We start from the raw sequence: 26,292 nt of genomic DNA on the forward strand, positions 1-26,292 counted from the left end.
AGAACGTCGTGCTAGATGAATACCGTAAGCACGTTGCCGAACGTGCTGCTATGGGAATTGTCCCCAAGCCTTTAGATGCGTCCCAGACCGCAGCACTGGTTGAACTGCTGAAAACTCCACCGAAAGGTGAAGAAGAATTTCTGTTAGATCTGCTGATAAATCGTGTCCCCCCTGGTGTTGATGAAGCTGCCTATGTAAAAGCCGGGTTCCTTGCGGCTATCGTTAAAGGTGAAGCCACTTCCCCGCTAGTCACGCCTGAAAAAGCGGTAGATCTGCTGGGTACTATGCAGGGAGGATATAACATCCATCCGTTAATCGATGCGCTGGATGATGAAAAGCTGGCGGCCGGTGCGGCAAAAGCCCTGTCCCATACCCTGCTGATGTTTGATAATTTTTATGATGTTGAAGAAAAAGCCAAAGCAGGTAATCCCTTTGCACAGCAGGTACTGAAGTCCTGGGCGGATGCCGAATGGTTCCTGTCCCGTCCTGAGCTGGCGGAGAAGATCACGCTGACCGTCTTTAAAGTGACCGGTGAAACCAATACCGATGATCTTTCTCCGGCTCCGGATGCCTGGTCTCGTCCTGATATTCCGTTGCATGCGCTGGCGATGCTGAAAATTGCCCGTGACGGCATTACCCCGGACGATGCCGGAAATATTGGCCCGATTAAACAAATCGAAGCCTTACAGAGTAAAGGCTTTCCGCTGGTCTATACCGGGGATGTGGTCGGTACCGGTTCTTCCCGTAAATCAGCCACCAACTCTGTCCTGTGGTTTATGGGGGATGATATCCCTTATGTACCGAATAAGAAGGGCGGCGGTGTGGTTCTGGGCGGAAAAATCGCGCCGATCTTCTTCAATACCATGGAAGATGCCGGTGCCTTACCGATAGAAGTGGATGTCAGCGGCCTCAATATGGGGGATGTCATTGATATTTATCCTTATAAAGGTGAAGTTCGCCGTCATGAGGATAACGAACTGCTGGAAACCTTTGCGCTGAAAACCGATGTTCTGCTGGATGAGGTTCGCGCGGGTGGACGTATCCCGCTGATCATTGGTCGTGGTCTGACGGCCCGCGCCCGTGAAGCACTTTCCCTGCCGCACAGTGACGTCTTCCGTAAAGCGAAGGATGTGGTGAAAAGTGAGCGTGGTTTCTCGCTGGCCCAGAAAATGGTCGGCCGGGCGTGTGGTGTCGCCGGTATTCGTCCAGGCGAATACTGTGAGCCAAAAATGACGTCTGTCGGTTCTCAGGATACGACCGGGCCAATGACCCGTGATGAACTGAAGGATCTTGCCTGCCTCGGCTTCTCTGCTGATTTAGTCATGCAGTCGTTTTGCCATACGGCAGCGTATCCCAAACCAGTCGACGTACAGATGCAGCACACGTTACCGGACTTCATAATGAACCGTGGCGGGGTCTCTCTGCGTCCGGGCGATGGTATTATCCATAGCTGGCTGAACCGCATGCTGTTACCGGACACGGTCGGCACCGGCGGAGACTCTCATACCCGTTTCCCTATCGGTATTTCGTTCCCGGCCGGCTCCGGACTCGTCGCGTTTGCTGCTGCCACCGGTGTGATGCCCCTGGATATGCCGGAGTCTGTACTGGTGCGTTTCAGTGGTAAGATGCAGCCCGGGATCACCCTGCGTGACCTGGTTCATGCTATCCCGTTGTATGCCATCAAACAGGGACTGCTGACGGTCGAGAAGAAAGGGAAAAAGAATATCTTCTCCGGTCGTATTCTGGAGATCGAAGGTTTACCGGATCTGAAAGCGGAACAGGCTTTTGAACTTTCTGATGCTTCAGCGGAACGTTCCGCGGCAGGTTGTACGATCAAGCTGGATAAAGCGCCGATCATTGAATATCTCAATTCCAATATTGTGCTACTGAAATGGATGATTGCGGAAGGTTATGGCGATCGCCGTACTCTCGAACGCCGTATCCAGGGCATGGAACAATGGCTGGCGGATCCGCAACTACTTGAAGCGGATGCGGATGCAGAATATGCGGCGGTGATCGATATCGATCTGAATGAGATCACGCAGCCTATCCTGTGTGCGCCGAATGATCCGGATGACGCCCGCTGGTTATCCGATGTGCAGGGTGAGAAAATTGACGAGGTCTTTATCGGGTCCTGTATGACCAATATCGGTCACTTCCGTGCTGCCGGTAAATTACTGGATAGCCATAAAGGACCGCTGCCGACCCGGTTATGGGTTGCGCCGCCGACCAAAATGGATGCCGCCCAGTTGACGGAAGAAGGTTACTACAGTGTCTTTGGTAAGAGTGGTGCCAGGGTTGAAATTCCGGGATGTTCACTCTGCATGGGGAACCAGGCCCGTGTCGCTGACGGGGCGACGGTGGTATCGACCTCAACCCGTAACTTCCCTAACCGTTTAGGGAATGGTGCGAACGTCTACCTGGCATCTGCTGAGCTCGCCGCTGTGGCCTCTCTGTCAGGCAAACTGCCTACGCCGGACGAATATCAGCATTTCATGGCAGAGGTGGATAAAACAGCCAGCGATACCTACCGCTACCTGAATTTTGACCACCTGCCCGAATATACTGACAAAGCTAAAGACGTTATTTTTCAGACCAGCGTCTGATTACTGTTAATATAGTCTCAGGCGAAAAAGCACAGCGCAGGCTGTGCTTTTTTTATCCCTGTTCTGCGGTCGTGCTGGCGCGGGATACGGGCCGTGTCTGTGTCATAGCCTGCCAACGGCAGCGACAGGTGTTAACAGTTGTGAGCTGATGATCATGTCATCAGTATCGTCAGGAGTCAGTTATGGAATACCAGTTTGTTCATGATGTTACCGGCAATGTGATCGTACGCATGTCGATGGACCATGAGGCGGTCGGTCACTGGTTTAATGATGAAGTCAGGGGAGACCTGGCGTTGCTCGACGAGGTACGTGAAGGTGCCCGTTCGGTCAAAGGGACGACCCGGCAATGGAGCCGCACGGGTAAAGAGTACACGTTGTGGATTGATGATGAAGAAGTGATGATCAGTGCCAATATGCTGTCTTTTGATACGGATGAACCGGAAGAAGGAATGAGCTATTACGATCAGGAGTCACTGGCATTTTGTGGCGTTGAAGACTTCTTTCTGCTGGTGGATGCCTATCAGAAGTTTATTGAGCGCCGTTAACGGGAAGCAGGAAAAGACCGGCAACAGCGTGCCGGTCCGATAGCGTTTATTTCTGATTTACCGCAGGAATATTGCGGCCATAATAAATTTCACGCATCTCTTTCCATAACAGATCAGTGATCCGCTGGTGTTCACCGGCCGTCAAATCTTCCGGACGGGTATTGAACAGATAGTGCTTCAGGTCAAATTCTTTCAGCAGCATTTTGGTGTGAAAGATATTTTCCTGGTAGACATTGACATCCATCATGTCGTACATCGATTTCATATTCTCTGACATAAAATTCTGAATCGAATTAATTTCATGATCGATGAAATGTTTTACCCCGTTAATATCGCGGGTGAACCCACGGACACGGTAGTCGATGGTCACGATATCGGATTCCAGCTGATGAATAAGGTAGTTCAGGGCGTTCAGCGGGGAGATCACACCACAGGTCGAAACTTCGATATCTGCCCGGAAAGTACAGAGACCGCCTTCCGGGTGGCTTTCCGGATAGGTATGTACGCAGATATGGCTTTTATCGAGATGAGCAACAATCGCATCCGGTAGCGGGCCGGGGTGCTCTGAGGTATCGATATCTTCAGGATTAACCGGTTCTTCACTCACCAGAATAGTGACGCTGGCCCCCTGGGGCTCGTAGTCCTGGCGGGCAATGTTCAGGACATTAGCCCCTATGATAGAACAGGTTTCAGTCAGAATTTCAGTCAGTCGGTTAGCATTATATTGCTCGTCGATATATGCGATGTAGCCGTCACGTTCTTCTTTTGTGTTCGCGTAGCAAATATCATAGATACAAAAACTCAGGCTTTTCGTCAGATTATTGAAGCCATGTAGTTTTAGCTTTTGCAATTTAGTCCACCTCCTTTAGGGAAAGTTGCGGATCACTCTGCTGACAGAGCATCCAGTAAATACTGTGGTAAGGCAAAACTGCCCTGATGAATAGCCGGTGTATAATAGCGGCAGGTAATGCCGGATTCATTAATACGCTGAGTGAGCGTCTCGTGAGTGAGTGTACGCAGAGACTCGTCATTACTCGCCCAGGCAAAAGTCATAATTCCGCCGTAATAGGTCGGAACCGCGGCCTGGTAAAAACTGACATCTGAGAAATAAGGGCGCAGACGACGATGGCTGTTAATCGCTTCTTCCTGCTGCAGAAAACAGACCCCGTTCTGTGCGACGAAGATCCCGCCTTCATTCAGACAACGCTGGCAGCCTTCGTAGAAGTCAGAGGTGAAGAGGCTTTCACCGGGACCGATCGGGTCCGTACAGTCAGAAATGATCACATCAAATTTCTGATCTGTCTGATTCACGAAGTTAACACCGTCGTCGATCACCAGCGTAAAGCGGGGGTCATCATAAGCACCCGCGCTATGGTTCGGCAGGTACTCACGACAGAACGTTACGACCCCGGCGTCAATTTCGACCATAGTGATCCGTTCCACGCCAGGATGACGGGCGACTTCGCGCAGCATTCCGCCATCACCGCCGCCGATAATCAGCACACTGCGGGCTTCACCGTGGGCGAAAAGCGGTACGTGGGTCAGCATTTCATGGTAGATAAATTCATCACGTTCGGTGGTTTGTACCACACCATCCAGAGCCATGACTCTGCCGAAGGCACTGTTTTCGAAAATCACTAAATCCTGATGTTCGGTTTTATCCCGATAAAGTTCTTTATCGACAGTAAAATACTGCCCGAAACCGTCATGCAATGTTTCATGCCATTTATCGTGCTGTGACACGTGATTACTCTCCTGTATTACCGGATGATAAAAATAAGCTGATGATGATAACGAAGTCACGGAAGTGATGCACGGCATCTGCCTTTCTGATCACTGCTTAACATAAGAGAGCAGGCTCAGCGATTTATCAGCCAGAGACTGGCATTTCTGAGCCTGCGGCACGGCGATACCGCTCAGATCTTCATAGCTTGCTTCGCCGAGTTGTTGCATATTCATCTGGTCATAGTTACTTAAATCCCAGTGATTCTGTCGGGCGAAGAAGATCAGGGCATTTCGGATCTGATTATCGGGAATTTTCTGGTAACCACAGTCATTTTTCAGGTAGATGAAGACTGCCGTTAAGTCGGCCATATCTTCGGCCTGAGATTCATCGAGAGCAAAGCTGGTGCCGGTGACGCCCATTAATGCGGTCAACAACAGCAGCCTGAAGATTTTAGTCATTGGGGTTCTCTGGTCGATATCATGTTATCCACGTTAGCATAGTTGCTGTCAGGATGACGATTATTTTGACCGCTTTGCAAGCAGGGTGAGTATTGACCTTCCCGCAGGGAGAGGGTTTATGCTTAACAAATGCTTTTTCGTCTAAGGATATTCCGTTATGCAGCGTCGAGATTTTCTGAAGCTGACTACTGCGTGTGCAGCGGCAGGCTTACTCCCGATCTGGAGCCGTTCACTGATGGCTGCGACAAGACCGTTATTACCCGTACCGTCACAACTGATGCCGGATATCCGTCAGCGTATCCGGCTGACGGTAATGACCGGAGTGACCCGGTGGCAAGGCCAGGAGGTGCCCACCTGGGGCTACAATGGCAGTTTACTGGGCCCGGCCATCCGTCTTCGCCGTCAGCAGCAGGTCACTATCGACATTAATAACACGTTACCGATGGCAACGACGCTCCACTGGCATGGACTGAAAGTCGGGGGGGATGTGGATGGCGGGCCGCAGGAAGTGATCCCGGCGGGAGGTCGCCGGGAAGTGACTTTTACGCCGGATCAGCAAGCGGCGACTTGCTGGTATCACCCGCATTATCACGGCCATACCGGCTATCAGGTCGCCAAAGGGCTGGCAGGAATGTTGATCATTGATGATGATGAAATTGACCTGCTGCGCTTGCCGATTGAATGGGGAGTGGATGATATTCCGCTGGTATTTCAGGACAAGCAATTGACCGCTGATGGTTCGCAGATTGACTACCAGCTGGACATTATGCGGGCTGCGGTCGGCTGGTTTGGCAATATGATGCTGACTAACGGTGTCAGCTACCCGCAGCATGCGGTCCCCCGTGGCTGGGTGCGTTTCAGGATGCTGAACGGCTGTAATGCCCGCAGCCTTATCCTTAGCGCCAGTGATCAACGTCCGCTCTATGTTATTGCCAGTGATGGTGGTTTACTGGCTCAGCCCGTCAAGGTGGATAGCCTGGAAATGATCCCGGGCGAGCGCTTTGAAGTGATGGTCGATACCAGTGACGGTAAAGCGTTTGACTTAGTGACGCTGCCTACAGAGCAGGCCGGCATGGTACTGGCGCCGTTTGACCAGCCATTACCGGTACTGAATGTGCTGCCGATACGTATTGCCGGCAGCAGCACGCTGCCGGATACTTTATCGGTCATGCCATCACTGCCAGCACGGGAGAGTCTGGCGGGGATGACAAAACGAACATTGCAGTTATCCATGGATAAACAACTGGACCAGCAGGGAATGGCGGCACTGATTAAACGCTACGGACATAAAGCGATGGGCGGCATGTCGATGGGTGAAACCGCGTCGTCCGGTAAGGGAATGGCCGGGATGGCAATGCCACATCAGGAAATGTCCTCACCGACGACGGGCAGCGGTATGGATCATATGCCGGGTATGGCGATGGATAAGCCCCCTGCGAATAGCACCGGAAAAGCGTATGATTTTCATCAGGGTAATAAAATCAACGGTAAAGCCTTTGATATGAATCACCCCGCCTTTGATGTACCGATTCAGACGACAGAGATTTGGCGCATCAGTGGCCAGGGAGACATGATGCTGCATCCTTTCCATGTCCATGGGACTCAGTTCAGGATCCTCTCTGAAAACGGATTACCGGTCGCTGCACATCGGCAGGGATGGAAGGATATCGTCCGGGTGGAAGGGGGAGTCAGTGAAATTCTGGTGAATTTCACCCATACCGCCAGTCAGAGCCAGGCCTATATGGCCCATTGCCATCTGCTGGAGCATGAAGACACCGGGATGATGCTTGGCTTTACGGTCAGCCGGACCTGATATTCGCGGCGCAGTTTATCCCGCCTTCCCGTTACAGGTGGGGCCGGGGAGGGGAAGGGGCTCCGGGCGCAGGGACTTAATCGGTTCTCAGGCTATCGTGCAGGGCCTGGTCTGTGCGATAATCCCCGCCATGATCTGTGGATCATGACTGTATTAATTCCCGCCATTAATGAGGTTAAGCTGAGTAAAATCAGTGAGATATATATTATGAAACACACCGTAGAAGTGATGATTTCTGAAGAAGAAATCAGACAGCGTATTACAGCTCTGGGCCAGCAAATTTCTGCAGATTACCGTGATCGCGGCAATGATATCGTGCTGGTCGGCCTGTTACGTGGATCATTTATGTTTATGGCCGATTTGTGCCGGGCAATAGACGTTTCTCACGAAGTCGATTTTATTACGGCCTCAAGTTATGGCAATGGTATGTCGAGCACCCGGGATGTCAAAATCATTAAAGATCTTGATGAAGATATCCGCGGTAAAGACGTGCTGATTGTTGAAGATATTATTGATTCCGGTAACACCCTGAGCAAAGTGCGTGAGATCTTACGCCTGCGTGAGCCAAAGTCTCTGGCCATTTGTACGCTGCTGGATAAGCCTGAGCGCCGTGAAGTGAACGTGGATGTTGAGTATGTTGGCTTCACCATCCCGGATGAGTTCGTTGTGGGCTACGGTATTGATTACGCACAGCGTTATCGCCATCTGCCGTATGTCGGCAAAGTGGTTATTCTGGAACCCTGAGTCCGGCATATCAATAGCACAATCTTTCAGGCCGGTTAATCCGGCCTGATTTATACTGAGCACTCTTTTTCACCGATGCTGTCATTACTGACAAGGCACCACCGGTCTGTCTGCGCTGGTCCGGGTTTTGCCGGTCTGTCACCCTCTTTCGGACAGCCATTGCCGTCATCCGTCAGGTATCCTGTGGTGTACGTTCTGCTACCGGACGGTTCAGATAGCGGACTTCACCCGCTGTTTGCGGGGATCCCGACGAAATTGCGGTAAAAATTAATTTTAACTCCTTCATTATCTCAGGATGGAACAGGTATGACGTATGCACTGGAAATCTCCGGGCTGACTAAAACCTATGGTGAGAATATCCATGCCCTTAAAGGGCTGGATCTGACCGTCAGGGCCGGAGATTTTTACGCGTTACTGGGCCCGAACGGTGCCGGTAAATCCACCACGATAGGTATCATCAGTTCACTGGTGAACAAAACTTCCGGACAGGTGAAAGTGTTTGGCTATGATCTTGAAAATGACAAGGTCAATGCTAAACGCCAGTTAGGCCTGGTACCGCAGGAATTCAATTTTAACCCCTTCGAAACCGTACTGCGGATTGTTGTCAGTCAGGCAGGGTATTACGGCGTTGAGCGGAAAGAGGCATTGATCAGAGCAGAGAAGTACCTGCGACAACTGGATCTCTGGGAAAAGCGTGATCAGCGGGCAAGAATGTTGTCCGGCGGGATGAAACGTCGCCTGATGATAGCCCGTGCGCTGATGCATGAACCGAAGTTGTTAATTCTTGATGAACCGACGGCCGGGGTCGATATTGAGCTTCGTCGTTCCATGTGGACGTTCCTGAAAGCGCTGAACGAGCAGGGGACGACGATTATTCTGACGACCCACTATCTGGAAGAAGCCGAAATGCTGTGCCGTAATATCGGCATTATTCAGCGGGGAGAGCTGGTAGAAAATACGTCGATGAAAGCCCTGCTCGGCAAGCTAAAGTCTGAAACCTTTATTCTGGACCTGTCGCCGGACAGTCCGCGTCCGCAGCTTGACGGGTTCACTGCTCAGCTGGTGGACTCCTCAACCCTGGAAGTCGAAGTTCTGCGTGAGCAGGGACTGAATGATGTCTTCAGTCAGCTGACATCACAGGGAATTTCGGTATTGAGTATGCGTAATAAAGCCAACCGTCTGGAAGAGCTGTTTGTCAGTCTGGTCAATGGTTCTGCGGAGGGAAATTCATGACGCATTTATACTGGGTCGCGTTAAAGAGTATCTGGGGCAAAGAGATCCATCGTTTTATGCGGATCTGGATACAGACACTGGTGCCGCCGGTGATCACCATGACACTCTATTTTATTATTTTCGGTAATCTGATTGGTTCCCGAATCGGTGATATGCATGGCTTCAGCTATATGCAGTTTATCGTGCCGGGTCTGATTATGATGTCGGTGATCACCAACTCCTATTCCAACGTGGCTTCCTCTTTCTTCAGTGCAAAATTTCAGCGCAATATTGAAGAGTTACTGGTCGCTCCGGTGCCGACCCATATCATTATTGCCGGCTATGTCGGCGGCGGCGTAGCGCGGGGGATCTGTGTCGGGATCCTGGTCACGGCAATTTCTCTGTGCTTTGTACCGTTTCATGTCTATTTCTGGCCAATGGTTGCGTTAACCATCGTCCTGACATCGGTGCTGTTTTCGCTGGCCGGGCTGCTGAATGCGGTATTTGCCCGTTCGTTTGATGATATCAGCCTGATCCCGACGTTCGTTCTGACACCGCTGACCTATCTGGGAGGCGTGTTTTATTCGCTGTCTCTGCTGCCGCCGGTCTGGCAGGTGATTTCCAAACTGAACCCTATCGTCTACATGATCAGCGGGTTCCGTTATGGCTTCCTGGGGATCAGTGATGTTCCGGTCGCGTTAACCATTACTATTCTGCTGGTCTTTATCGCAGCTTTCTATACCCTGGTCTGGACACTGATCCAGCGCGGCAGAGGCTTACGTAGCTGATCTCCGCTCCCCGCCACCTCCCGGCGGCGGGGAGACCTTCCCGTCTTTTCTTCTGCAGTCAGTTCACCGGAAACCTGCTAAAGAGCCACCGTCTGATTATCAATCAGTCTGGCATCACCGAGCCAGGCCGCCATCAGGATCACCGCATTACGGCTGTCAGATGTCAGCGGTTGCAGCGTCTCGCTGTCGCAAATCGCAATATTATCAGGGGTAAATCCGTATTCACGGAGCTGTGATCCCGCCTCCGCGATAAGTGTGCTGATATCGGTTTGTCCGGCCGTCAGCTGATCGGCGAGAGTGTTCATGACCTGGCTCAGGTAAGGGGCTTTGTTACGCTCTTCCGGCGTCAGATAGCCATTACGCGAGCTTAACGCCAGGTTATCCGGGGCACGCACGGTAGGTACTCCGATTATCTCTATCGGGTAACCCAAATCGGCGACCATTTTACGGATGACGAGTAACTGCTGAAAATCTTTCTCGCCAAAACAGGCGACATCCGGGCGTACCATATTAAAGAGCTTACTGACAATGGTGGTGACCCCCCGGAAATGGCCTGGCCGGCTTGCCCCTTCGAGTAAACCTGAAAGTCCGGGCACCTCAACAAAGGTCTGATCGTCAGTCCCCTGAGGATAAATAGCACTGACCCCGGGCACAAACAGAATATCCGTCCGGTGTTGTTCCAGCTTTTCGCTGTCTTCGCGGAATGTCCGGGGATAACGGGACAGATCCTCAGGTTTATCAAATTGCATCGGGTTCACAAAAATGGAAGCGACGACGATATCTGCATGGGCTCTGGCGGTAGCGATCAGTCGCAAATGTCCGTCATGCAGGTTTCCCATCGTTGGTACCAGGGCGATGCGCAGGTTTTTACGCCGCAGGCGACTGATTTCTTCCTGTAAGGCTGCGGGTGTTTCAATAATAAGCATGGAAGGTTTCCTTTCTTATTGAAATTTCAATGAAAACTGTGTTCTTCCGCCGGGTAACTGCCTTCAGCCACCTGACGTTTATACAGCGCAATCGCGGTGCGGATATCCCCGGTATCGGCAAGGAAGTTTTTACTGAATTTCGGAGGCTTACCGGGGGTGATCCCTAAGGCATCATGCATGACCAGAATTTGTCCGTCGGTACCGGCACCGGCACCGATACCGATCACCGGAATGGATAACTCCGCGGTAATATGGCGAGCCAGCGATACCGGTACGCACTCAAGTACCAGTAATTGCGCGCCAGCCCGTTCGAGTGCCAGTGCATCACTGATCAGAGTGTCAGCCGCCGCCTGTTCGCGGCCCTGGACCTTGTAACCGCCAAAAATATTGACTGACTGAGGCGTCAGTCCCAGATGTCCGCAGACCGGTACTGCCCGTTCAGTCAGACAGCGTACGGTCTCACTCAGCCAGGCGCCTCCTTCCAGTTTGACCATATTGGCCCCGGCGCGCATAAGCTGTGCGGCATTTTCACAGGACTGTTCCGGGGTGGCATAGCTCATAAAGGGGAGGTCTGACATCAGCAACGCGGCGGGGGCCCCTTTACGCACCATGGCGGTGTGATAAGCAATATCCGCTACGGTGACCGGTAATGTTGAATCATGCCCCTGAAGGGTCATCCCCAGCGAATCCCCGACCAGCAGAACAGGGATCGCCTGCTCTGCAAAAAGGTGAGCAAAGCTATAATCGTAGGCCGTCAGCGCAGCAAATTTCTCTCCTGACTGCTTCCATTTTCTGAGATCCCGAAGGGTCACCGGTTTCATAACAACCTCTTGTCATCTTTTTTTTGATGCTGAAGTTTACCGGAATGTGATGAGCGGGGAAATGATCCCCCGCAGAGAAGACGTTACCAGAGGCTGATTTCGCGGCTATCCAGTGCAGCCAGTAACTCACTGACGGTTCGGCCATCCGGGAGACGGCAGTCCGGGGCGATTTCATTCAGGGGCAGCAACATAAATGCGCGGCGGTGCATATCGTAATGCGGGACGGTTAACCGCGGAGTGTCGATAATCTGCTGACCAAATAACAAAATATCGAGATCCAGCGTGCGTGGCCCCCAGCGTTCATCTTTGCGGATACGACCCTGTTCCAGCTCAATACGCTGGGTGTGATCAAGCAAGTCGGCGGCTTCCAGTGACGTTTCAAGGGCAATCACCGCATTCAGGTAATCCGGCTGATCGGGAGGGCCGTAAGGCGGAGTACGGTACAGGGAAGAGGTCGCGACACGCTGGCTGCCGGGAATGGCATCCAGCGCGTTGAGTGCGGCCTGCACCTGGTGCAGAGGGTCAGCAAGGTTGCTGCCCAGCGCAATGTAGACCCGGGTCATTAATCAGCTCTTCCGGGCTGCAGGCTGACGGCGACGGGAGCGATTATGCCGGCGGCGCTGCGTAGGATCCGTGCCCAGGCTCTGGATCATCGAGGCCTGACGCGGAGGCGGGGCTGACTGGAACTCACCCCACCACTGGGCCAGACGTTCCAGCTCAGCATTATTTTCGACTTCAGCGCGCAGCAGCAGTAAATCGTAAGCGGCCCGGAACTTCGGATGTTCCATCAGCTTCCAGGCGCGTTTGCCGTGCCTGCGAGGTAAACGAAGCTGCAGTGACCAGATATCACGGATCAGGCTGGTAATGCGTTTAGGAATGGCGATGGCACGGCAGGCTTCATCCAGCGTATCGTTCATCGCCAGGGCAAAGGCTTCGTACCAGGGCAGACCGCTTTCCTGGGCAATTTGCTGCGCTCGTTCAGATTGCGGATACCAGAGCATGGCCGCAAACAGGAACGCCGGGTTCACCCGCATATCATTGTGAATTCGGGTATCGGTATTTTTCAGCACCTGAACAATCATACGTTCCATTGCACTATCTTCCTGAGCGGTCAGATACTGTGTAATGGTCGGGAACAGGGGCTGGAAGAGCTGGTATTGTTTAAGCAGAGCATAGGTCTGCTCGCCATAACCGGCCTGCAGCAGCTTCAGTGATTCTTCAAACAGACGTGCGGAAGGAACATCTTTCAACAGGGTCGCCAGCCGTGTAATCGGCTCTGCGGTGTGTGGATCGATGGACATATTCAGTTTAGCCGCGAAACGGACAACACGGATCATCCGCACCGGATCTTCACGGTAACGGGTTTCCGGATCACCAATCAGGCGAATAATGCCCTGCTGTAAATCCTGCAGACCGCCGACATAATCACGGACCGTGAAGTCGGCTACGCTGTAGTAGAGGCTATTGATGGTCAGGTCGCGCCGCTGGGCATCATCTTCAATTGAGCCAAAAATATTGTCCCGCAACAGCATTCCGTTCTGACCGCGCTGAGACTGATTGCGATCCTCTGCGGTATCGGTCGCTGTTTCCAGCGCGTGATGCCCACGGAAGGTGGCGACCTCGATAACCTCAGGGCCGAACATGACGTGAGCCAGACGGAAGCGTCTGCCGACCAGGCGGCAGTTACGGAACAGCTTGCGCATTTGTTCAGGGGTGGCGTTGGTGGTAATGTCGAAATCTTTCGGTTTTTTACCCAGCAGAAGATCCCGGACACCGCCGCCCACCAGATAGGCTTCAAAGCCCGCTTTATTTAAGCGATACAACACCTTCAGCGCATTTTCGCTGATGTCCCGGCGGGAGATATTATGCTGATCGCGTGGAATGACAGTCATCAGATTTTGGTCTTTTTTCTCTGCGGGGGCTTCTTCTTCACGAAGGAGGACTTTCCGGCAGAAATTCGCTACTCGGGTAAAAATGGTACACCTCGACAGTGGCATAAATTAAGTGATGCTCAAAACAGCGGCTAATCATAGCCTGTTGTGAGCTGTTTGAGAATGCTGTTAGGTTATCCGGTCGGGATTAATGCATCTTTCATCGGAATTTTCCCCGGATCCCATTGTTTTATTGCCTGTTTTAACAACGCATCCCGCGAAAGATCCCGCCAGAGCTCAGGCAATGGCTGGCCTAAAAACTGTAAAGCACAGGCTAAGACCGGCCGGGGATCATCAGCCGGTAACGACGGAGCATGGTTCTGTTTTGATAATTTCCCCCCGTCTGGCGTGATGACCAGCGGCAGGTGCATATAGTCGGGCACCGGCCAGCCCAGTTGCTGATACAAACTGATTTGCCTGACCGTGGGTTCAATCAGGTCTGCGCCCCGCACGATTTCCGTCACTCCCTGATAATGGTCATCCACCACCACGGCGAGGTTATAGGCAAATAATCCGTCACGGCGATGAATGATAAAGTCTTCGGCGGCTAGTTGCGGATGCGTAACTATGTTACCGCGCAGGCGGTCGGTGAATGAGAAAACCGGATGTTGCTGAAAAAAACGCAGGGCAGCCTCATTGGCAGGCAGATTCAGATGACGGCAATGTCCGTCATAATAGCCTCCGGTTTGTTGAATACGGCGGCGACTACAGTGGCAGAAATAACTCTGGTGGTGTGAAATGAGCTGCTGAAGAATGTCATGATATGCCCCGGCCCGTCGGGATTGCCACAGTATATCGCCGTCCCAATGCAGTCCGTAATGGTCAAGTTGCGTCAGGATGGTGTCAGCGGCGCCGGGGGCCTCGCGGGGAGGGTCAATATCTTCGATGCGAACCCGCCAGGTGCCTTGCTGTGCCCGGGCGCTGAGATAACTGCCGAGGGCGGCAATCAGCGAGCCGAAATGCAAGGGGCCGGAAGGTGAGGGGGCAAAGCGCCCGATACAGGAATTTTTTAACATCATAAGCAGAAATGGCCGGACAACACTGCCGCAATGGCAGTACTGTCCGGCAGAGTAAGCTCAGGACCGGAGTTAACCAGCCATTTGCTTTTCACGGATTTCGGCCAGCGTCTTACAATCGATACATAAATCGGCTGTCGGACGAGCCTCAAGACGACGGATGCCAATCTCTACACCGCAGGATTCACAGTAACCGAAATCGTCATCTTCGACTTTTTTCAGGGTTTTCTCGATCTTTTTGATCAGTTTACGTTCACGGTCACGGTTACGCAGTTCCAGACTGAACTCTTCTTCCTGAGCGGCCCGGTCAACCGGATCCGGGAAGTTCGCCGCTTCGTCCTGCATATGTGTGACAGTACGGTCGACTTCATCCCTGAGTTGATTACGCCAGGCTTCAAGAATTTTTCTGAAGTGAGTCAGCTGGGCTTCGTTCATATACTCTTCGCCCGGTTTCCCTTGATATGGCTCCACCCCAGCGATGGCGAGGATACTCAGGGACGATGTTTTACGGTTTTGCCCTTCTTGCATGCTGTTTCTCCTGGATAACACGCACTATCGATTCCCATAGAGGGAAAAAAACAGGCCGCTATAAATAGCAGAAGCTATCCCTATTGGCAATTACTGATATTGTGTCTTGTTGCTCGCTTGTCAATAAGTTTGACATCAAAGCATAGAATAATCTTTGCAATACACATGATTGCGGCCTTTTACTGCCCGAAAGCCATAGAAAATTCTATTTTAGCATCGGCAGATGTCAGAGAGGCTTTATAGACCAGAATTTCGACCCCGGCGAGTCTGGCTTGATCAAGAAGTGCGGCATAGCGGGGATCAATGTGTCGGGCAACGTTTATTTGTTCAATTCCGCTATGTAAGACAGCAAAAAAAAGGACGGCCCGTTGACCGGACTCAGCAATCGCCATCAGTTCCCGCAGATGTTTTTGCCCGCGAACGGTAACGGCATCCGGGAAATAGCCTTTTCCCTCCTCCAGCAGCGTGACCGATTTTACTTCAACATAGCAATCAGCGACTTCCGGTGCCCGGAGCAGAAAATCTATCCGGCTGCCCTCTGCGCCGTATTTCACTTCACGTTTACAGTCGCGGTAACCCGCCAGTTCAGAGATCACTCCGGCGGTGAAGGCTTCGTAAAACAGTGAATTAGCCCGCAACGTGTTCACGCAAATCATATCGCCGGCAGCGGTTTCGGTCAGTTCCCAGCTATGAGGGTACTTACGGGTTTTACTGTCAGAGGTGGAATACCATACGGTATCGCCTGGCGTGGCACATCCTGTCATTGCGCCGGTATTGGCACAGTGAAGGGTAAAAATATCCCCTTGCAGGGTCTCAACATCGGCCAGAAAACGTTTATAACGCTTAATTAAACGGGCAGATTTCAGTGCGGGAATGAACTGCATAATGAAAATCTCTTTATGGGATAGTATCGGTCAGTAAAGGAAAGCGAGCCACACAATGGGAAGCCCGTCTCCGGCCACTGCCGGGGATGGCCATCAGGGAGAAGTCAGTCATCCGGGTTTGCCACGAAAACCCTGGCGCAGGCAGTTTCACCGGCTGGAAAGCCTGATGGATAAGCCGCACATGAGGGTGAAAAGGCAACGAAGGCTGCGGACACCCCTGGCGCGCAGCCCGCGAACGCAACAGGGCTGCCAGTTGTAATAGCCCTGACGGAGCAGCACGGCTCCCCAGCCAGATATGGCCTGACCGGGGCCAGTGGCCGGCATCGTTCAGCGTCAGGGTAAAGGCCGGTTGGCGGATGCGGGCTGCCTGCTGTTGCAAACCTGCGACGGAAAGCTCACTGATCTCCCCGAGCCAGGCCAGTGTCATCATCAGTCCGGCCGCAGGCAGCGGACGCCCGTAATCCGCCGGAAAATGTTCTGCCCGCCAGGCCACCAGTGAACGTTGCAGCGCCGGGGGTAACGTGAGGGCAAAAAAATACTGTTGTCCGGTCATTTCAGCTCCCTCAGACAGAAAAAGACGGTTGCTGTTGTCCGTCAGTCGCGCTGACGTTGAGCGGGTCAGCAAAGGTGAGGATGATTTCGTAGAGTGTTATCATGCCGGCAATATTAACATAGCTTGTGCGGAGTTTTCGTTGCAGTCATTACCGGTCAGTGAAGTGCTGGATGAATTGTCTGAAGCGCTGGAGCGCGCGCCTCAGGTCTTACTGATAGCGCCGCCAGGCGCGGGGAAATCCACCTGGTTACCCCTGCAACTGCTTCAGCGAATGCAGGGTGAGGGACGGATTATTCTGCTGGAACCCCGTCGTCTGGCGGCCAGGAGTGTCGCTCGCCGTCTGGCTGATACGCTGGGTGAAGTCCCCGGGCAGACCATTGGTTACCGTATGCGCGGTGAAAGCCGGACAGGGCCACAGACCCGGCTGGAGGTGGTGACCGAAGGTATTCTGACGCGAATGTTACAGCAGGATCCCGAACTGAATGGCGTGTCGCTGGTGATCCTGGACGAGTTCCATGAACGCAGCTTACAGGCTGACCTGTCATTAGCGTTATTACTGGATGTACAGCAGAGCCTGCGGGATGACCTGAAAATCTTACTCATGTCTGCCACGCTCGACCACCAGCGACTGACCGGGTTGCTTCCCGATGCCCCGGTGATTATTTCAGAGGGAAGGAGTTTTCCAGTCGAGCGGCGGTTTGTTTCACTGTCTGCCAGGCTACCTTTTGCACAGGCCGTTGCCCGCGAAACCGCACAGATAATGAACGAACATCCGGGATCGCTGTTGCTGTTTCTGCCCGGGGAAAAAGAAATTCTGGCAGTTAAAGAGGCACTGAGTAGCCGTCTGAGTGAGGACACCGGCCTCTTTCCTTTATATGGTGCAATGGGGCTGACGGCTCAGCAGCAAGCGATCGCGCCGGCAGCCCCGGGCCGACGAAAAGTGGTGCTGGCGACCAATATTGCAGAAACCAGTCTGACCATTGAAGGAATTACGCTGGTCATTGATTCGTGCCTGGAACGATCCGTCCGCTTTGACAGTAAAAGCGGGCTCAGCATATTACAAACACAGCGTATCAGTCAGGCATCCATGGTACAGCGGGCCGGACGAGCAGGACGACTGGCTCCGGGCATTTGCTGGCATTTAATCAGTCAGGAGCAGGCTGAACGTGCGGCCGCGACAGCAGATGCTGAAATTCTGCACAGTGATCTGACCGGACTGATGCTGGATTTACTGACCTGGGGATGTTCGCAGGTGACTCAGCTTCAATGGCTGGATTGCCCGCCGGAAAAACATTGCCAGGCGGCTCTGCAGGTACTGAAGCAATTGGGAGCGGTCAATTACCGGCATCAGTTAACTGCCCGCGGGCGGCAGATGGCGGCGGCAGGGACCGATCCGCGGCTGGCCGCTCTGCTGAGTGCGGGTATGCATTCCCCGCAGGCGATGGCAACAGCCAGTTTGCTGGTGGCTATTCTGGAAGATCCTCCCCGCCGGTATGACGGGGATCTCGTGTCACTCTTTCTGCACCCGCAGGAGAGCTGGCGTCTTCGCGCAAAAGCGTTACATAAAAAAAGCGGGCTGGCTGCAGCCCGGCCAGAAGATGGCAGGATCGCGGAGTTACTGATGGCAGGGTTTGCCGACCAGTTAGCACGACAGCGTAGTCAGAGCGGGCGCTACCTGCTGGCCAAAGGTATCGGGGCCAGCACCCTGAACGACTCTCCGCTACTCAGGCATGAATGGCTTATCGTTTTGCAGTTATCACTGAACGCACAAGCGTCTGAGGCCCGTATCCGTCTGGCTCTGCCGGTAGATATTACCGCGTTACAGGCCAGCTATCCTGGCCTTGTGACAGAGCGGGATGAAGTGGAATGGGATGAAGAAAAAGGGATACTACGGGTGCGTCGACAGAGGGCGATTGGCGCGTTGATCCTGACTTCCCGTCCCGGAGAACGTCCGGAAGCAGGTCTGCTTCATCAGGCGATGCTGCGCTGGGTCCGGGCGAAAGGTCTGAAGGTCTTACCCTGGTCACCGGCATCTGAACAATTGCGGGCGCGTCTGGCCTGTGCTGCGGAATGGTTGCCGCAGGATAACTGGCCAGCCATGGACGACGAGGCATTGCTGGCCAGCCTGGAAAGCTGGCTATTACCGGAAATGGGGACGGTGACGGATGCCCGTTCGTTTAATACTATTAATATTTCATCAGCTTTATTACATTTAATCACATGGCCACAACGTCAGCGACTGGATAGTGAGCTACCAACTCATTACACTGTGCCGACGGGGAGTCGGTTATTGATCCGCTATACTGTCGGACAATCACCGGTACTGGCTGTCCGCATACAGGAAATGTATGGAGAAGCAACCACCCCGGTGATCGCCGGAGGCCGCGTACCTCTGGTGCTGGAATTGTTATCACCCGCAATGCGTCCGTTGCAAATTACCCGGGATTTAGCGGGGTTCTGGCAGGGAGCCTGGCGAGAAGTGCAGAAGGAAATGAAAGGGCGTTATCCTAAACACCCGTGGCCGGACGACCCGGCGACGGCAATGCCGACGCGACGGAGTAAAAAATTTTCCCCCGGTCATTCATGAACCGGGCTCTCTTTCAGAGGGTTCCGGCATGTAATCACCCGGGATCGGGATTAAAGTAACGCGCATGCTAAGGCTATGCCTGGAGAGTAAAATTCATGTCTGGGAACGATCGCGAACCGATCGGGCGAAAAGGAAAAACGCCTCGTCAACCGGAAAAAAAGCGCCCCCGTGCGAAAAGTAAAAATTCGAAAGCTTATGATGATCATGAGATGAGTGGTTACGAGGAGGAAGTGGCTTTGTCACGTAAAGGAAAGAAGAAACCACCGATGAAGAAAAGGCGCTGGCTGGGATGGCTGATTAAGCTGTTCCTGTTAGGCGCCATTGTGATTGCCGCCTGGGGCGTCTATCTCGACTCTGAAATCCGTCATCGTGTCGATGGTAAAGTCTGGCAGTTGCCGGCTGCTGTGTACGGACGGGTGGTCAGCCTTGAGCCGGGAATGAGTTTTGACCGTAAAGGCATGCTCGAACTGCTGGAAGGGACGCAGTACCGTCAGGTCACGCGTATTACCCGGCCGGGAGAGTTTACGGTCAAAGGAAATACCATCGATTTACTGCGTCGTCCTTTTGATTTCCCGGACGGACAAGAAGGGCAAATTCACGCACAAATGACGTTCAGTAACGGTGAACTGACGGAAATCAAAAACCTGGATACCGGGCGTGATTTCGGGTATTTCCGTCTGGATCCGCGTCTGATCACCATGCTGCAATCCCCGAACGGTGAACAGCGGTTGTTTGTTCCGCGGTCCGGATTCCCGAATCAATTGGTCGATACGCTGATTGCGACCGAAGACCGTCATTTTTATGAACATGACGGTATCAGCCTGTATTCGATTGGCCGTGCATTTGTCGCTAACGTCGTTGCCGGACATGCGGTTCAGGGCGGAAGTACACTGACTCAGCAGCTGGTAAAAAACCTGTTCCTGACCAATAAGCGTACCCTGTGGCGTAAAATCCGTGAAGCCTATATGGCGATTATCATGGATTCACGTTACAGCAAAGACCGTATCCTGGAACTGTACCTGAATGAAGTTTATCTGGGGCAGGCCGGTAATGATCAGATCCGTGGTTTCCCGCTGGCGAGCCTTTATTACTTTGGTCGCCCGGTCGATGAACTGAGTCTGGATCAGCAGGCACTGCTGGTCGGTATGGTAAAAGGTGCATCACTGTATAACCCGTGGCGTAACCCGAAACTGGCGCTGGAACGCCGTAATGTCGTCCTGCGTTTACTGCAGCAGCAAAAGTACATTGATGAAGACCTGTACAACAGCCTGTCTGCCCGTCCGCTCGGGGTACAACCGAAAGGCGGGGTCATTACTCCTCAGCCTGCATTTATGCAGATGGTCCGTAATGAACTGCAGCAAAAACTGGGCGATAAGGTTAAAGATCTTTCCGGCGTGAAGATTTTCACTACGCTGGACCCGATCTCGCAGGATGCGGCGGAAAAAGCGGTCATTGACGGTATTCCGCAGCTGAAAAAACTGCACGGATTGAAAGATCTGGAAACCGCGATGGTGGTGGTTGACCGGAACACGGGGGAAGTCAGGGCCATGGTTGGCGGCGCTGACCCACAGTTTGCCGGCTATAACCGTGCGATGCAGGCGCGACGCTCTATCGGGTCACTGGCTAAACCGGCAACGTATCTGACCGCGCTGGCTCAGCCTCAGACCTATCGTCTGAACAGCTGGATCGCTGACCAGCCGTTGGCACTAAAACAGCCGAATGGCCAGATCTGGAGTCCGGAAAACGATGACCACCGCTTCAGCGGTAAAGTGTTGCTGGTCGATGCACTGACGCACTCAATGAACGTACCGACCGTTAACCTCGGTATGTCTTTAGGCCTTGGCAACGTCGTGGATACCTGGGAGAAACTCGGGGTAGGCAAAGATCAGCTCACCGCGGTCCCTGCCATGTTGCTGGGTGCACTTAACCTGACTCCGGTTGAAGTGGCGCAGGCATTCCAGTCCATCGCCAGTGGCGGTAACCGGGCCACACTGTCTGCGGTTCGCTCCGTTATCTCCGAAGACGGTAAAGTGTTGTACCAGAGTTATCCTCAGGCCCAGCGGGTTGAGCCACCGGAAGCGGCTTACCTGACGATGTATGCGATGCAGCAGGTAGTTAACCGCGGCACAGCGCATGCGTTGGGGGCACAATATCCGACCATGCACCTGGCGGGTAAAACCGGCACGACCAACAACATGGTGGATAGCTGGTTTACCGGTATTGATGGTAAAGAAGTAACAGTGACCTGGGTCGGTCGCGATAATAACCAGCCAACGAAACTGTGGGGTTCCAGTGGGGCATTACAGATCTATCGTCGTTACCTGGCTAACCAGCCACCGACGCCGCTGGATCTGACACCGCCGGATGATGTGACTACGATGAATATTGACTCGGCGGGTAACTTTATCTGTGGCAGCGGCAGTACTACCTGGCGTTCACTGCCGGTCTGGGCATCTGATCCGAATGCGTTGTGTCAGCAACAGCAGCAGCAGCAACAACAGCAGCAGCAGTTGCAGCAACAGCAGCAACAGGAACAGCAGGACAGCAACAGTAACGGTGTTGCTGGCTGGATCAAAGATATGTTCGGGCAGTAACGGACTGAAGTGATCAACAAAAAGGCGCTGCGGCGCCTTTTTTTATGGGCAGATATTTGTGAACTGTAACCGCGCGTCAGACGGTCAATGCAGGGAATAGCGAGGTTCAGGCGAATACTTGCCGTGAACACCGGTCTTTATGAGCCCCCGAACAAAAAAGGCGCACAGGCGCCTTTTTAACGGAGAGACTAAGGTGATTACAAACGGGCAAAGCAGCGGCGGGCTGCATCGATAGTCTTCTGAATATCTTCCGGGCTGTGTGCCAGAGACATAAATCCGGCTTCAAACGCTGACGGAGCAAAATAGATCCCTTCGTCCAGCATCAGATGGAAGAACTTTTTAAAACGTTCCGTATCGCACTGGCAGACATCCTGGTAGCAGGTGACAGACGGCAAATCGGTAAAGAAAATACCGAACATTCCGCCAACATGGTTGATCACCAGTGGGATATTTTCTTCCTGCGCGGCATGCAGCAGGCCTTCGGCCAGACGATCCGTCAGTTCGGTGAGGGTAGAATGTGTACCCGGTTGTGCCACCTGACTCAGGCAGGCAAACCCGGCGGCCATCGCTAACGGGTTACCTGAAAGCGTTCCGGCCTGATATACCGGGCCGGTGGGCGCCAGCGCTTCCATCACCTCACGGCGTCCGCCAAAGGCACCGACAGGCATGCCCCCCCCGATAATCTTGCCAAGGCAGGTCAGATCCGGTGTCACGTCATAGTAAGCCTGAGCGCCACCCAGCGCGACCCTGAAGCCGGTCATCACTTCATCGATGATCAGTAAAGCGCCGTTCTCATCACAGATTTCCCGCAGACCCTGCAGGAACCCTTCCGCAGGGGGAATACAGTTCATGTTTCCGGCCACCGGCTCGACGATAATACAGGCGATTTCCTGTGGGTACTGACGGAATGCTTCGCGTACAGAATCCAGGTCGTTATAGGTACAGGTCAGCGTATGACGGGCGAAGTCAGCAGGAACACCCGGAGAGTTCGGCTGTCCGAGCGTCAGTGCGCCCGACCCGGCTTTGACCAGCAGGTGGTCGGCATGGCCATGGTAGCAGCCTTCAAATTTGACTAACTTATCGCGGCCGGTGTAGCCACGGGCCAGACGGATAGCACTCATGGTGGCTTCGGTCCCTGAGTTGACCATCCGGACCATATCCATCGATGGCACCAGTTCACAGACCAGTTCCGCCATCCGGACTTCCATTTCGGTCGGCGCACCAAAGCTCAGACCCCGCCCTGCAGCTTCAATCACGGCATTGCGGATACCGGGATTATTATGGCCCAGCACCATCGGGCCCCATGAACCGACATAGTCGATGTAGGCTTTGCCGTCTGCGTCATATAAATAGGCCCCTTCGGCATGTTCGATAAATAAAGGGGTGCCACCAACGCCGGTAAATGCCCGTACGGGAGAGTTTACGCCGCCCGGGATAAGACGTTGTGCCTCATGGTATAGGTGTTCAGACTTGCTCATCACATCGGTTCCTGTTGTCGCTGAATAATTACAACAGGTAGTTTACGGGAACTCCCTTGCGGCGCGAAAGTCCCGGGTATTGTATTGCTACATTTAAGCACCAAAAAAGCGTATTAAACGGTATACTGCTGCGATGGTCGCTTATTCATCAGACGGATATGGACAATATACCTTCTTCAACTGAGCAATTACCGGTTATCCCTTTACGCAGAACCGATTATTTACGACTGCTGTTACGTAAAGACAAAACCCCCGTAGCCATACTCATTCTCGCCGCTCTGGTCGGGATCCTGGCCGGTCTGGCCGGTGTCGCTTTTGATAAGGCCATCAGTGCGGTACAGCACTATCGTCTGCATGCTATCGAAGCACTGCCTTCTGTATTCTCTGTCCTTGCTTCAATAGGGATTTCCGCGTTGCTGGCGATGTGGGGGTTTTGGCTGGTAAAACGTTTTGCCCCGGAAGCTGGCGGCTCCGGTATTCCTGAAATCGAAGGCGCGATGGAAGAATTACGGCCAGTACGCTGGTGGCGGGTTGTCCCGGTGAAATTTCTCGGCGGCATGGGGACATTAGGGGCTGGCATGGTGCTGGGCCGGGAAGGACCGACAGTGCAAATGGGCGGTAATCTCGGACGGATGGTACTGGATATTTTCCGTATGAAAGGGAATGAAGCCCGGCACACACTGCTGGCGACCGGGGCCGCCGCGGGGCTGACCGCGGCGTTTAATGCTCCGCTGGCGGGCATTTTGTTTATTCTCGAAGAGATGAGGCTGCAATTCCGCTACAGCCTGATCTCGATAAAAGCCGTCTTTATTGGCGTCATCATGGCCTGCATTATCTTTCGTATTTTTAATGGCGAGGGGGCGGTATTGAACGTCGGCAGACTGACGAATGCTCCTCTGAATACCCTCTGGCTCTATCTGGTCGCCGGTATCATCTTTGGTATTCTGGGCGTTATTTTTAATCAGCTTATCTTCACCCTGCAGGACATCTTTGCCCGTCTGCACGGGGGGGAAATGAAAAATATTCTGCTGATGGGGGCGATTATCGGAGGGAGCTGCGGCTTACTGACACTCTGTTTCCCGGCCATGACCGGCGGAGGGCTGGCGTTGATCCCCCAGGCCTTCAGCGGACACTATGGCTATGCCATGCTGTTAACTATCTTTCTGTTACGGATGGCGACCACGCTGATCAGTTTCTGCTCCGGTGCGCCCGGGGGGATTTTTGCCCCGATGCTTTCTCTGGGAACCTTGCTGGGAACCGTTCTGGGCATGACTGCGGCCGCATTCTTTCCGCAATATCATTTGCAGACAGGGACCTTTGCTATTGCAGGGATGGGGGCATTATTTGCCGCTTCCGTCAGGGCTCCGCTGACGGGGATCGTACTGGTGCTGGAAATGACCGATAATTATCAGCTGATCTTACCGATGATTATCACTTGTCTGGGGGCAACACTGGTAGCTCAGTTTCTGGGAGGTAAACCCATTTACTCGACGCTTCTGGCGAGAACGCTGGCTCGCCAGTCAGCAGATAATGCGCAGGCTTCGGCACAGACGGCCAAGCAGAGTGCTTGATTGCAGAAATTTGCTGACAGATAATGGGGGAATTGTGGCCCTTTCCGGCCCTGAAGTTTATTGGAGTAAGTTATGAGCGATGATATTGCAGCAGTACCGTTAGAGTTTACTGAAGCTGCGGCGAATAAAGTGAAATTTTTGATCGCTGACGAAGACAATCCGGAACTCAAATTACGTGTGTATATTACCGGCGGCGGTTGCAGCGGGTTTCAGTATGGCTTCACGTTCGATGATAAAATCAACGACGGTGATATGACCATCGAGAAACAGGGCGTTGCGTTGGTGGTCGACCCGATGAGCCTGCAATATCTGGTCGGGGGATGTGTGGATTATACCGAGGGCCTGGAAGGTTCCCGATTCATCGTCACTAACCCGAATGCCAAAACCACCTGTGGTTGTGGCTCGTCTTTTAGTATCTGACCAAAAATTCCGCGGGAGCTATGATCTCCTGCGGTTTAGCCTGCCTGAACTCCTGAACTCCTGAACTCCTGAACTCCTGAACTCCTGAACTCCTGAGCTCCTGAACTGCTTTCATTCTCTTTACCCTATGTCCCTCTGTGCTCCTCAGTGTTTAATGAAAAGGGCGAAAATCTGTCCCGATATTGGCTGTTTGATTTTTAAAGAAGGAGGCTGCGTTGTCAGTTTTTTTCTGTGGAATATTAGTTTTTGTAAACTTTTTAGCCTGACGGACGAAGGGTCCGCGGGGGGAATATTTCACCACGGGAAGTCATCGGTTTCAGGAAAAAGAGAGGGCGGTTGAGAAAAAACCGGCAGGAGCTGCCGGTTTATGGCGCTGTCAGCCGTTAGCCGCCAGACGTGCCACTAAATCTTCCACCATCAGGGAAGATTGTTGTGCGGCGACACTCAGGAACTCATCAAAGCTGAGGTGAGATTCCTGGTCAGCAACATCAGAGATGGCACGAACCACAACGAACGGGACATTAAACTGATGGCAGACATGCCCGATGGCCGTGGCTTCCATTTCAACCCCGATAGCGTCCGGGAAGGTATTACGGATGTAAGCGAGTGGCTCAGCGCCATTAATAAACGCATCGCCACTGACAATCAGTCCACGGACAGCATGCAGTTTAAGCGCCGCAATACTCTGTTCGGCGGCAGTGATAAGGCTGGCATCAGCGATGAAACCTTCAGGACAACCCGCCATCTGACCAGGTGCATAACCAAAAGCAGTCACATTGACGTCGTGGTAGCGAACCTCATCGGAAACAACGATATCACCGACCTTCAGAGACGGAGCCAGTCCGCCCGCGGAACCGGTATTGATGACAACGTCCGGCTGGCATAACTGCAGAAGCAGAGTCGTGCCCAGGGCTGCTGATGTTTTGCCGATACCGGATTTCAGCAAAGCCACTTCGTTACCGTTCAGCGTTCCCGTATAGATTTCGCAACCTGCGATGGAGAGAGTTTTTCTGTCTTCAATTTTGTCACGCAGCAGAGTTACTTCCTGCTCCATGGCGCCAATAATTCCTACTTTCATAGCCTGTCTCACC

23 protein-coding genes are annotated in these 26,292 nt (G+C 53.1%); 10 read left to right on the top strand and 13 right to left on the bottom strand.

The window, feature by feature from the left end; genetic code table 11:
• The first annotated feature begins 8 nt into the window (after nucleotides 1-8).
• Both acnB and CG67_RS01730 read left to right on the top strand, forming a co-directional pair.
• On the top strand, nucleotides 9-2,606 hold the full coding sequence (gene acnB, locus CG67_RS01725) for a bifunctional aconitate hydratase 2/2-methylisocitrate dehydratase (protein WP_152975020.1): 2,598 nt from the start codon (nucleotides 9-11) through the stop codon (nucleotides 2,604-2,606).
• A gap of 182 nt (nucleotides 2,607-2,788) precedes the next feature.
• Nucleotides 2,789-3,151 (top strand): YacL family protein, encoded by a 363-nt coding sequence (locus CG67_RS01730; RefSeq protein WP_025901260.1) that lies wholly within the window; start codon nucleotides 2,789-2,791, stop codon nucleotides 3,149-3,151.
• Nucleotides 3,152-3,197: 46 nt separating this feature from the next.
• Here the strand turns inward: CG67_RS01730 and speD are convergent, their stop codons facing one another.
• Genes speD through CG67_RS01745 form a run of 3 tightly spaced genes read right to left on the bottom strand, consistent with a single transcriptional unit; the run spans nucleotide 3,198 to nucleotide 5,335 of the window.
• Nucleotides 3,198-4,001: an adenosylmethionine decarboxylase gene (gene speD, locus CG67_RS01735; RefSeq protein ID WP_025901261.1), complete on the bottom strand. Its 804-nt coding sequence runs from the start codon at nucleotides 3,999-4,001 to the stop codon at nucleotides 3,198-3,200.
• A gap of 32 nt (nucleotides 4,002-4,033) precedes the next feature.
• Entirely contained in the window at nucleotides 4,034-4,972 is a 939-nt protein-coding gene (gene speE, locus CG67_RS01740; protein ID WP_371190654.1) for a polyamine aminopropyltransferase, read from the bottom strand.
• Nucleotides 4,973-4,984: 12 nt separating this feature from the next.
• Nucleotides 4,985-5,335, bottom strand: a complete 351-nt coding sequence (locus CG67_RS01745; RefSeq protein ID WP_025901263.1) for a YacC family pilotin-like protein — start codon at nucleotides 5,333-5,335, stop codon at nucleotides 4,985-4,987.
• A 157-nt stretch (nucleotides 5,336-5,492) separates the two neighbouring features.
• Here CG67_RS01745 and cueO point away from each other — a divergent pair, with 157 nt between their 5' ends.
• The 4 genes from cueO (at nucleotide 5,493) to CG67_RS01765 (ending at nucleotide 9,892) form a co-directional block, all read left to right on the top strand.
• Nucleotides 5,493-7,148 (top strand): multicopper oxidase CueO, encoded by a 1,656-nt coding sequence (cueO, locus tag CG67_RS01750; protein ID WP_025901264.1) that lies wholly within the window; start codon nucleotides 5,493-5,495, stop codon nucleotides 7,146-7,148.
• Nucleotides 7,149-7,355: 207 nt separating this feature from the next.
• Nucleotides 7,356-7,892: a hypoxanthine phosphoribosyltransferase gene (gene hpt / locus CG67_RS01755; protein WP_029990224.1), complete on the top strand. Its 537-nt coding sequence runs from the start codon at nucleotides 7,356-7,358 to the stop codon at nucleotides 7,890-7,892.
• A gap of 306 nt (nucleotides 7,893-8,198) precedes the next feature.
• Nucleotides 8,199-9,125, top strand: coding sequence for an ABC transporter ATP-binding protein (locus CG67_RS01760; RefSeq protein WP_025901266.1), 927 nt, complete (start codon nucleotides 8,199-8,201; stop codon nucleotides 9,123-9,125).
• The gene (locus CG67_RS01765) at nucleotides 9,122-9,892 is read left to right on the top strand and encodes an ABC transporter permease (protein WP_025901267.1); all 771 of its coding nucleotides are present in this window, start codon (nucleotides 9,122-9,124) and stop codon (nucleotides 9,890-9,892) included. Before CG67_RS01760 ends, CG67_RS01765 begins: the two co-directional genes overlap by 4 nt.
• A gap of 77 nt (nucleotides 9,893-9,969) precedes the next feature.
• Here CG67_RS01765 and panC read toward each other — a convergent pair whose 3' ends face one another.
• From panC to thpR, 8 genes are all read right to left on the bottom strand, one after another.
• Nucleotides 9,970-10,818 carry a pantoate--beta-alanine ligase gene (gene panC, locus CG67_RS01770; protein ID WP_025901268.1) on the bottom strand — a complete coding sequence of 283 codons (849 nt, stop codon included), beginning with the start codon at nucleotides 10,816-10,818 and terminating at the stop codon, nucleotides 9,970-9,972.
• Between the two features lie 26 nt (nucleotides 10,819-10,844).
• Complete coding sequence (gene panB / locus CG67_RS01775) at nucleotides 10,845-11,639, bottom strand: 3-methyl-2-oxobutanoate hydroxymethyltransferase (RefSeq protein ID WP_025901269.1); 795 nt, start codon at nucleotides 11,637-11,639, stop codon at nucleotides 10,845-10,847.
• Nucleotides 11,640-11,722: 83 nt separating this feature from the next.
• Complete coding sequence (gene folK, locus CG67_RS01780; RefSeq protein ID WP_025901270.1) at nucleotides 11,723-12,202, bottom strand: 2-amino-4-hydroxy-6-hydroxymethyldihydropteridine diphosphokinase; 480 nt, start codon at nucleotides 12,200-12,202, stop codon at nucleotides 11,723-11,725.
• Nucleotides 12,203-12,205: 3 nt separating this feature from the next.
• Nucleotides 12,206-13,615 carry a polynucleotide adenylyltransferase PcnB gene (pcnB, locus tag CG67_RS01785; protein ID WP_206749751.1) on the bottom strand — a complete coding sequence of 470 codons (1,410 nt, stop codon included), beginning with the start codon at nucleotides 13,613-13,615 and terminating at the stop codon, nucleotides 12,206-12,208.
• A gap of 89 nt (nucleotides 13,616-13,704) precedes the next feature.
• Nucleotides 13,705-14,586, bottom strand: coding sequence for a tRNA glutamyl-Q(34) synthetase GluQRS (gene gluQRS, locus CG67_RS01790; protein ID WP_029990223.1), 882 nt, complete (start codon nucleotides 14,584-14,586; stop codon nucleotides 13,705-13,707).
• 72 nt (nucleotides 14,587-14,658) lie between these two features.
• Nucleotides 14,659-15,114: an RNA polymerase-binding protein DksA gene (gene dksA, locus CG67_RS01795; RefSeq protein ID WP_025901272.1), complete on the bottom strand. Its 456-nt coding sequence runs from the start codon at nucleotides 15,112-15,114 to the stop codon at nucleotides 14,659-14,661.
• Nucleotides 15,115-15,293: 179 nt separating this feature from the next.
• On the bottom strand, nucleotides 15,294-15,998 hold the full coding sequence (gene sfsA / locus CG67_RS01800; protein WP_025901273.1) for a DNA/RNA nuclease SfsA: 705 nt from the start codon (nucleotides 15,996-15,998) through the stop codon (nucleotides 15,294-15,296).
• 13 nt (nucleotides 15,999-16,011) lie between these two features.
• The gene (gene thpR / locus CG67_RS01805) at nucleotides 16,012-16,551 is read right to left on the bottom strand and encodes an RNA 2',3'-cyclic phosphodiesterase (RefSeq protein ID WP_025901274.1); all 540 of its coding nucleotides are present in this window, start codon (nucleotides 16,549-16,551) and stop codon (nucleotides 16,012-16,014) included.
• Between the two features lie 139 nt (nucleotides 16,552-16,690).
• Here thpR and hrpB point away from each other — a divergent pair, with 139 nt between their 5' ends.
• The gene (hrpB, locus tag CG67_RS01810; RefSeq protein ID WP_152975022.1) at nucleotides 16,691-19,138 is read left to right on the top strand and encodes an ATP-dependent helicase HrpB; all 2,448 of its coding nucleotides are present in this window, start codon (nucleotides 16,691-16,693) and stop codon (nucleotides 19,136-19,138) included.
• Between the two features lie 95 nt (nucleotides 19,139-19,233).
• On the top strand, nucleotides 19,234-21,732 hold the full coding sequence (mrcB, locus tag CG67_RS01815; RefSeq protein ID WP_025901276.1) for a bifunctional glycosyl transferase/transpeptidase: 2,499 nt from the start codon (nucleotides 19,234-19,236) through the stop codon (nucleotides 21,730-21,732).
• A 197-nt stretch (nucleotides 21,733-21,929) separates the two neighbouring features.
• Here the strand turns inward: mrcB and hemL are convergent, their stop codons facing one another.
• The gene (gene hemL / locus CG67_RS01820; RefSeq protein WP_025901277.1) at nucleotides 21,930-23,210 is read right to left on the bottom strand and encodes a glutamate-1-semialdehyde 2,1-aminomutase; all 1,281 of its coding nucleotides are present in this window, start codon (nucleotides 23,208-23,210) and stop codon (nucleotides 21,930-21,932) included.
• Between the two features lie 158 nt (nucleotides 23,211-23,368).
• Between hemL and clcA the strand changes: the two genes are divergently transcribed.
• Nucleotides 23,369-24,781 (top strand): H(+)/Cl(-) exchange transporter ClcA, encoded by a 1,413-nt coding sequence (clcA, locus tag CG67_RS01825; RefSeq protein ID WP_025901278.1) that lies wholly within the window; start codon nucleotides 23,369-23,371, stop codon nucleotides 24,779-24,781.
• A 72-nt stretch (nucleotides 24,782-24,853) separates the two neighbouring features.
• A complete protein-coding gene (gene erpA / locus CG67_RS01830) occupies nucleotides 24,854-25,201 on the top strand; it encodes an iron-sulfur cluster insertion protein ErpA (RefSeq protein WP_025901279.1) in 348 nt (115 codons plus the stop codon).
• A 376-nt stretch (nucleotides 25,202-25,577) separates the two neighbouring features.
• On the opposite strand, the gene mtnN is transcribed toward erpA, so the two are convergent.
• Entirely contained in the window at nucleotides 25,578-26,279 is a 702-nt protein-coding gene (gene mtnN / locus CG67_RS01835; protein WP_025901280.1) for a 5'-methylthioadenosine/S-adenosylhomocysteine nucleosidase, read from the bottom strand.
• Nucleotides 26,280-26,292 lie beyond the last annotated feature (13 nt).

The sequence above is a fragment of the Tatumella sp. UCD-D_suzukii genome, from assembly GCF_000611875.2.
Classification (GTDB): Bacteria; Pseudomonadota; Gammaproteobacteria; order Enterobacterales; family Enterobacteriaceae; genus Tatumella; species Tatumella ptyseos.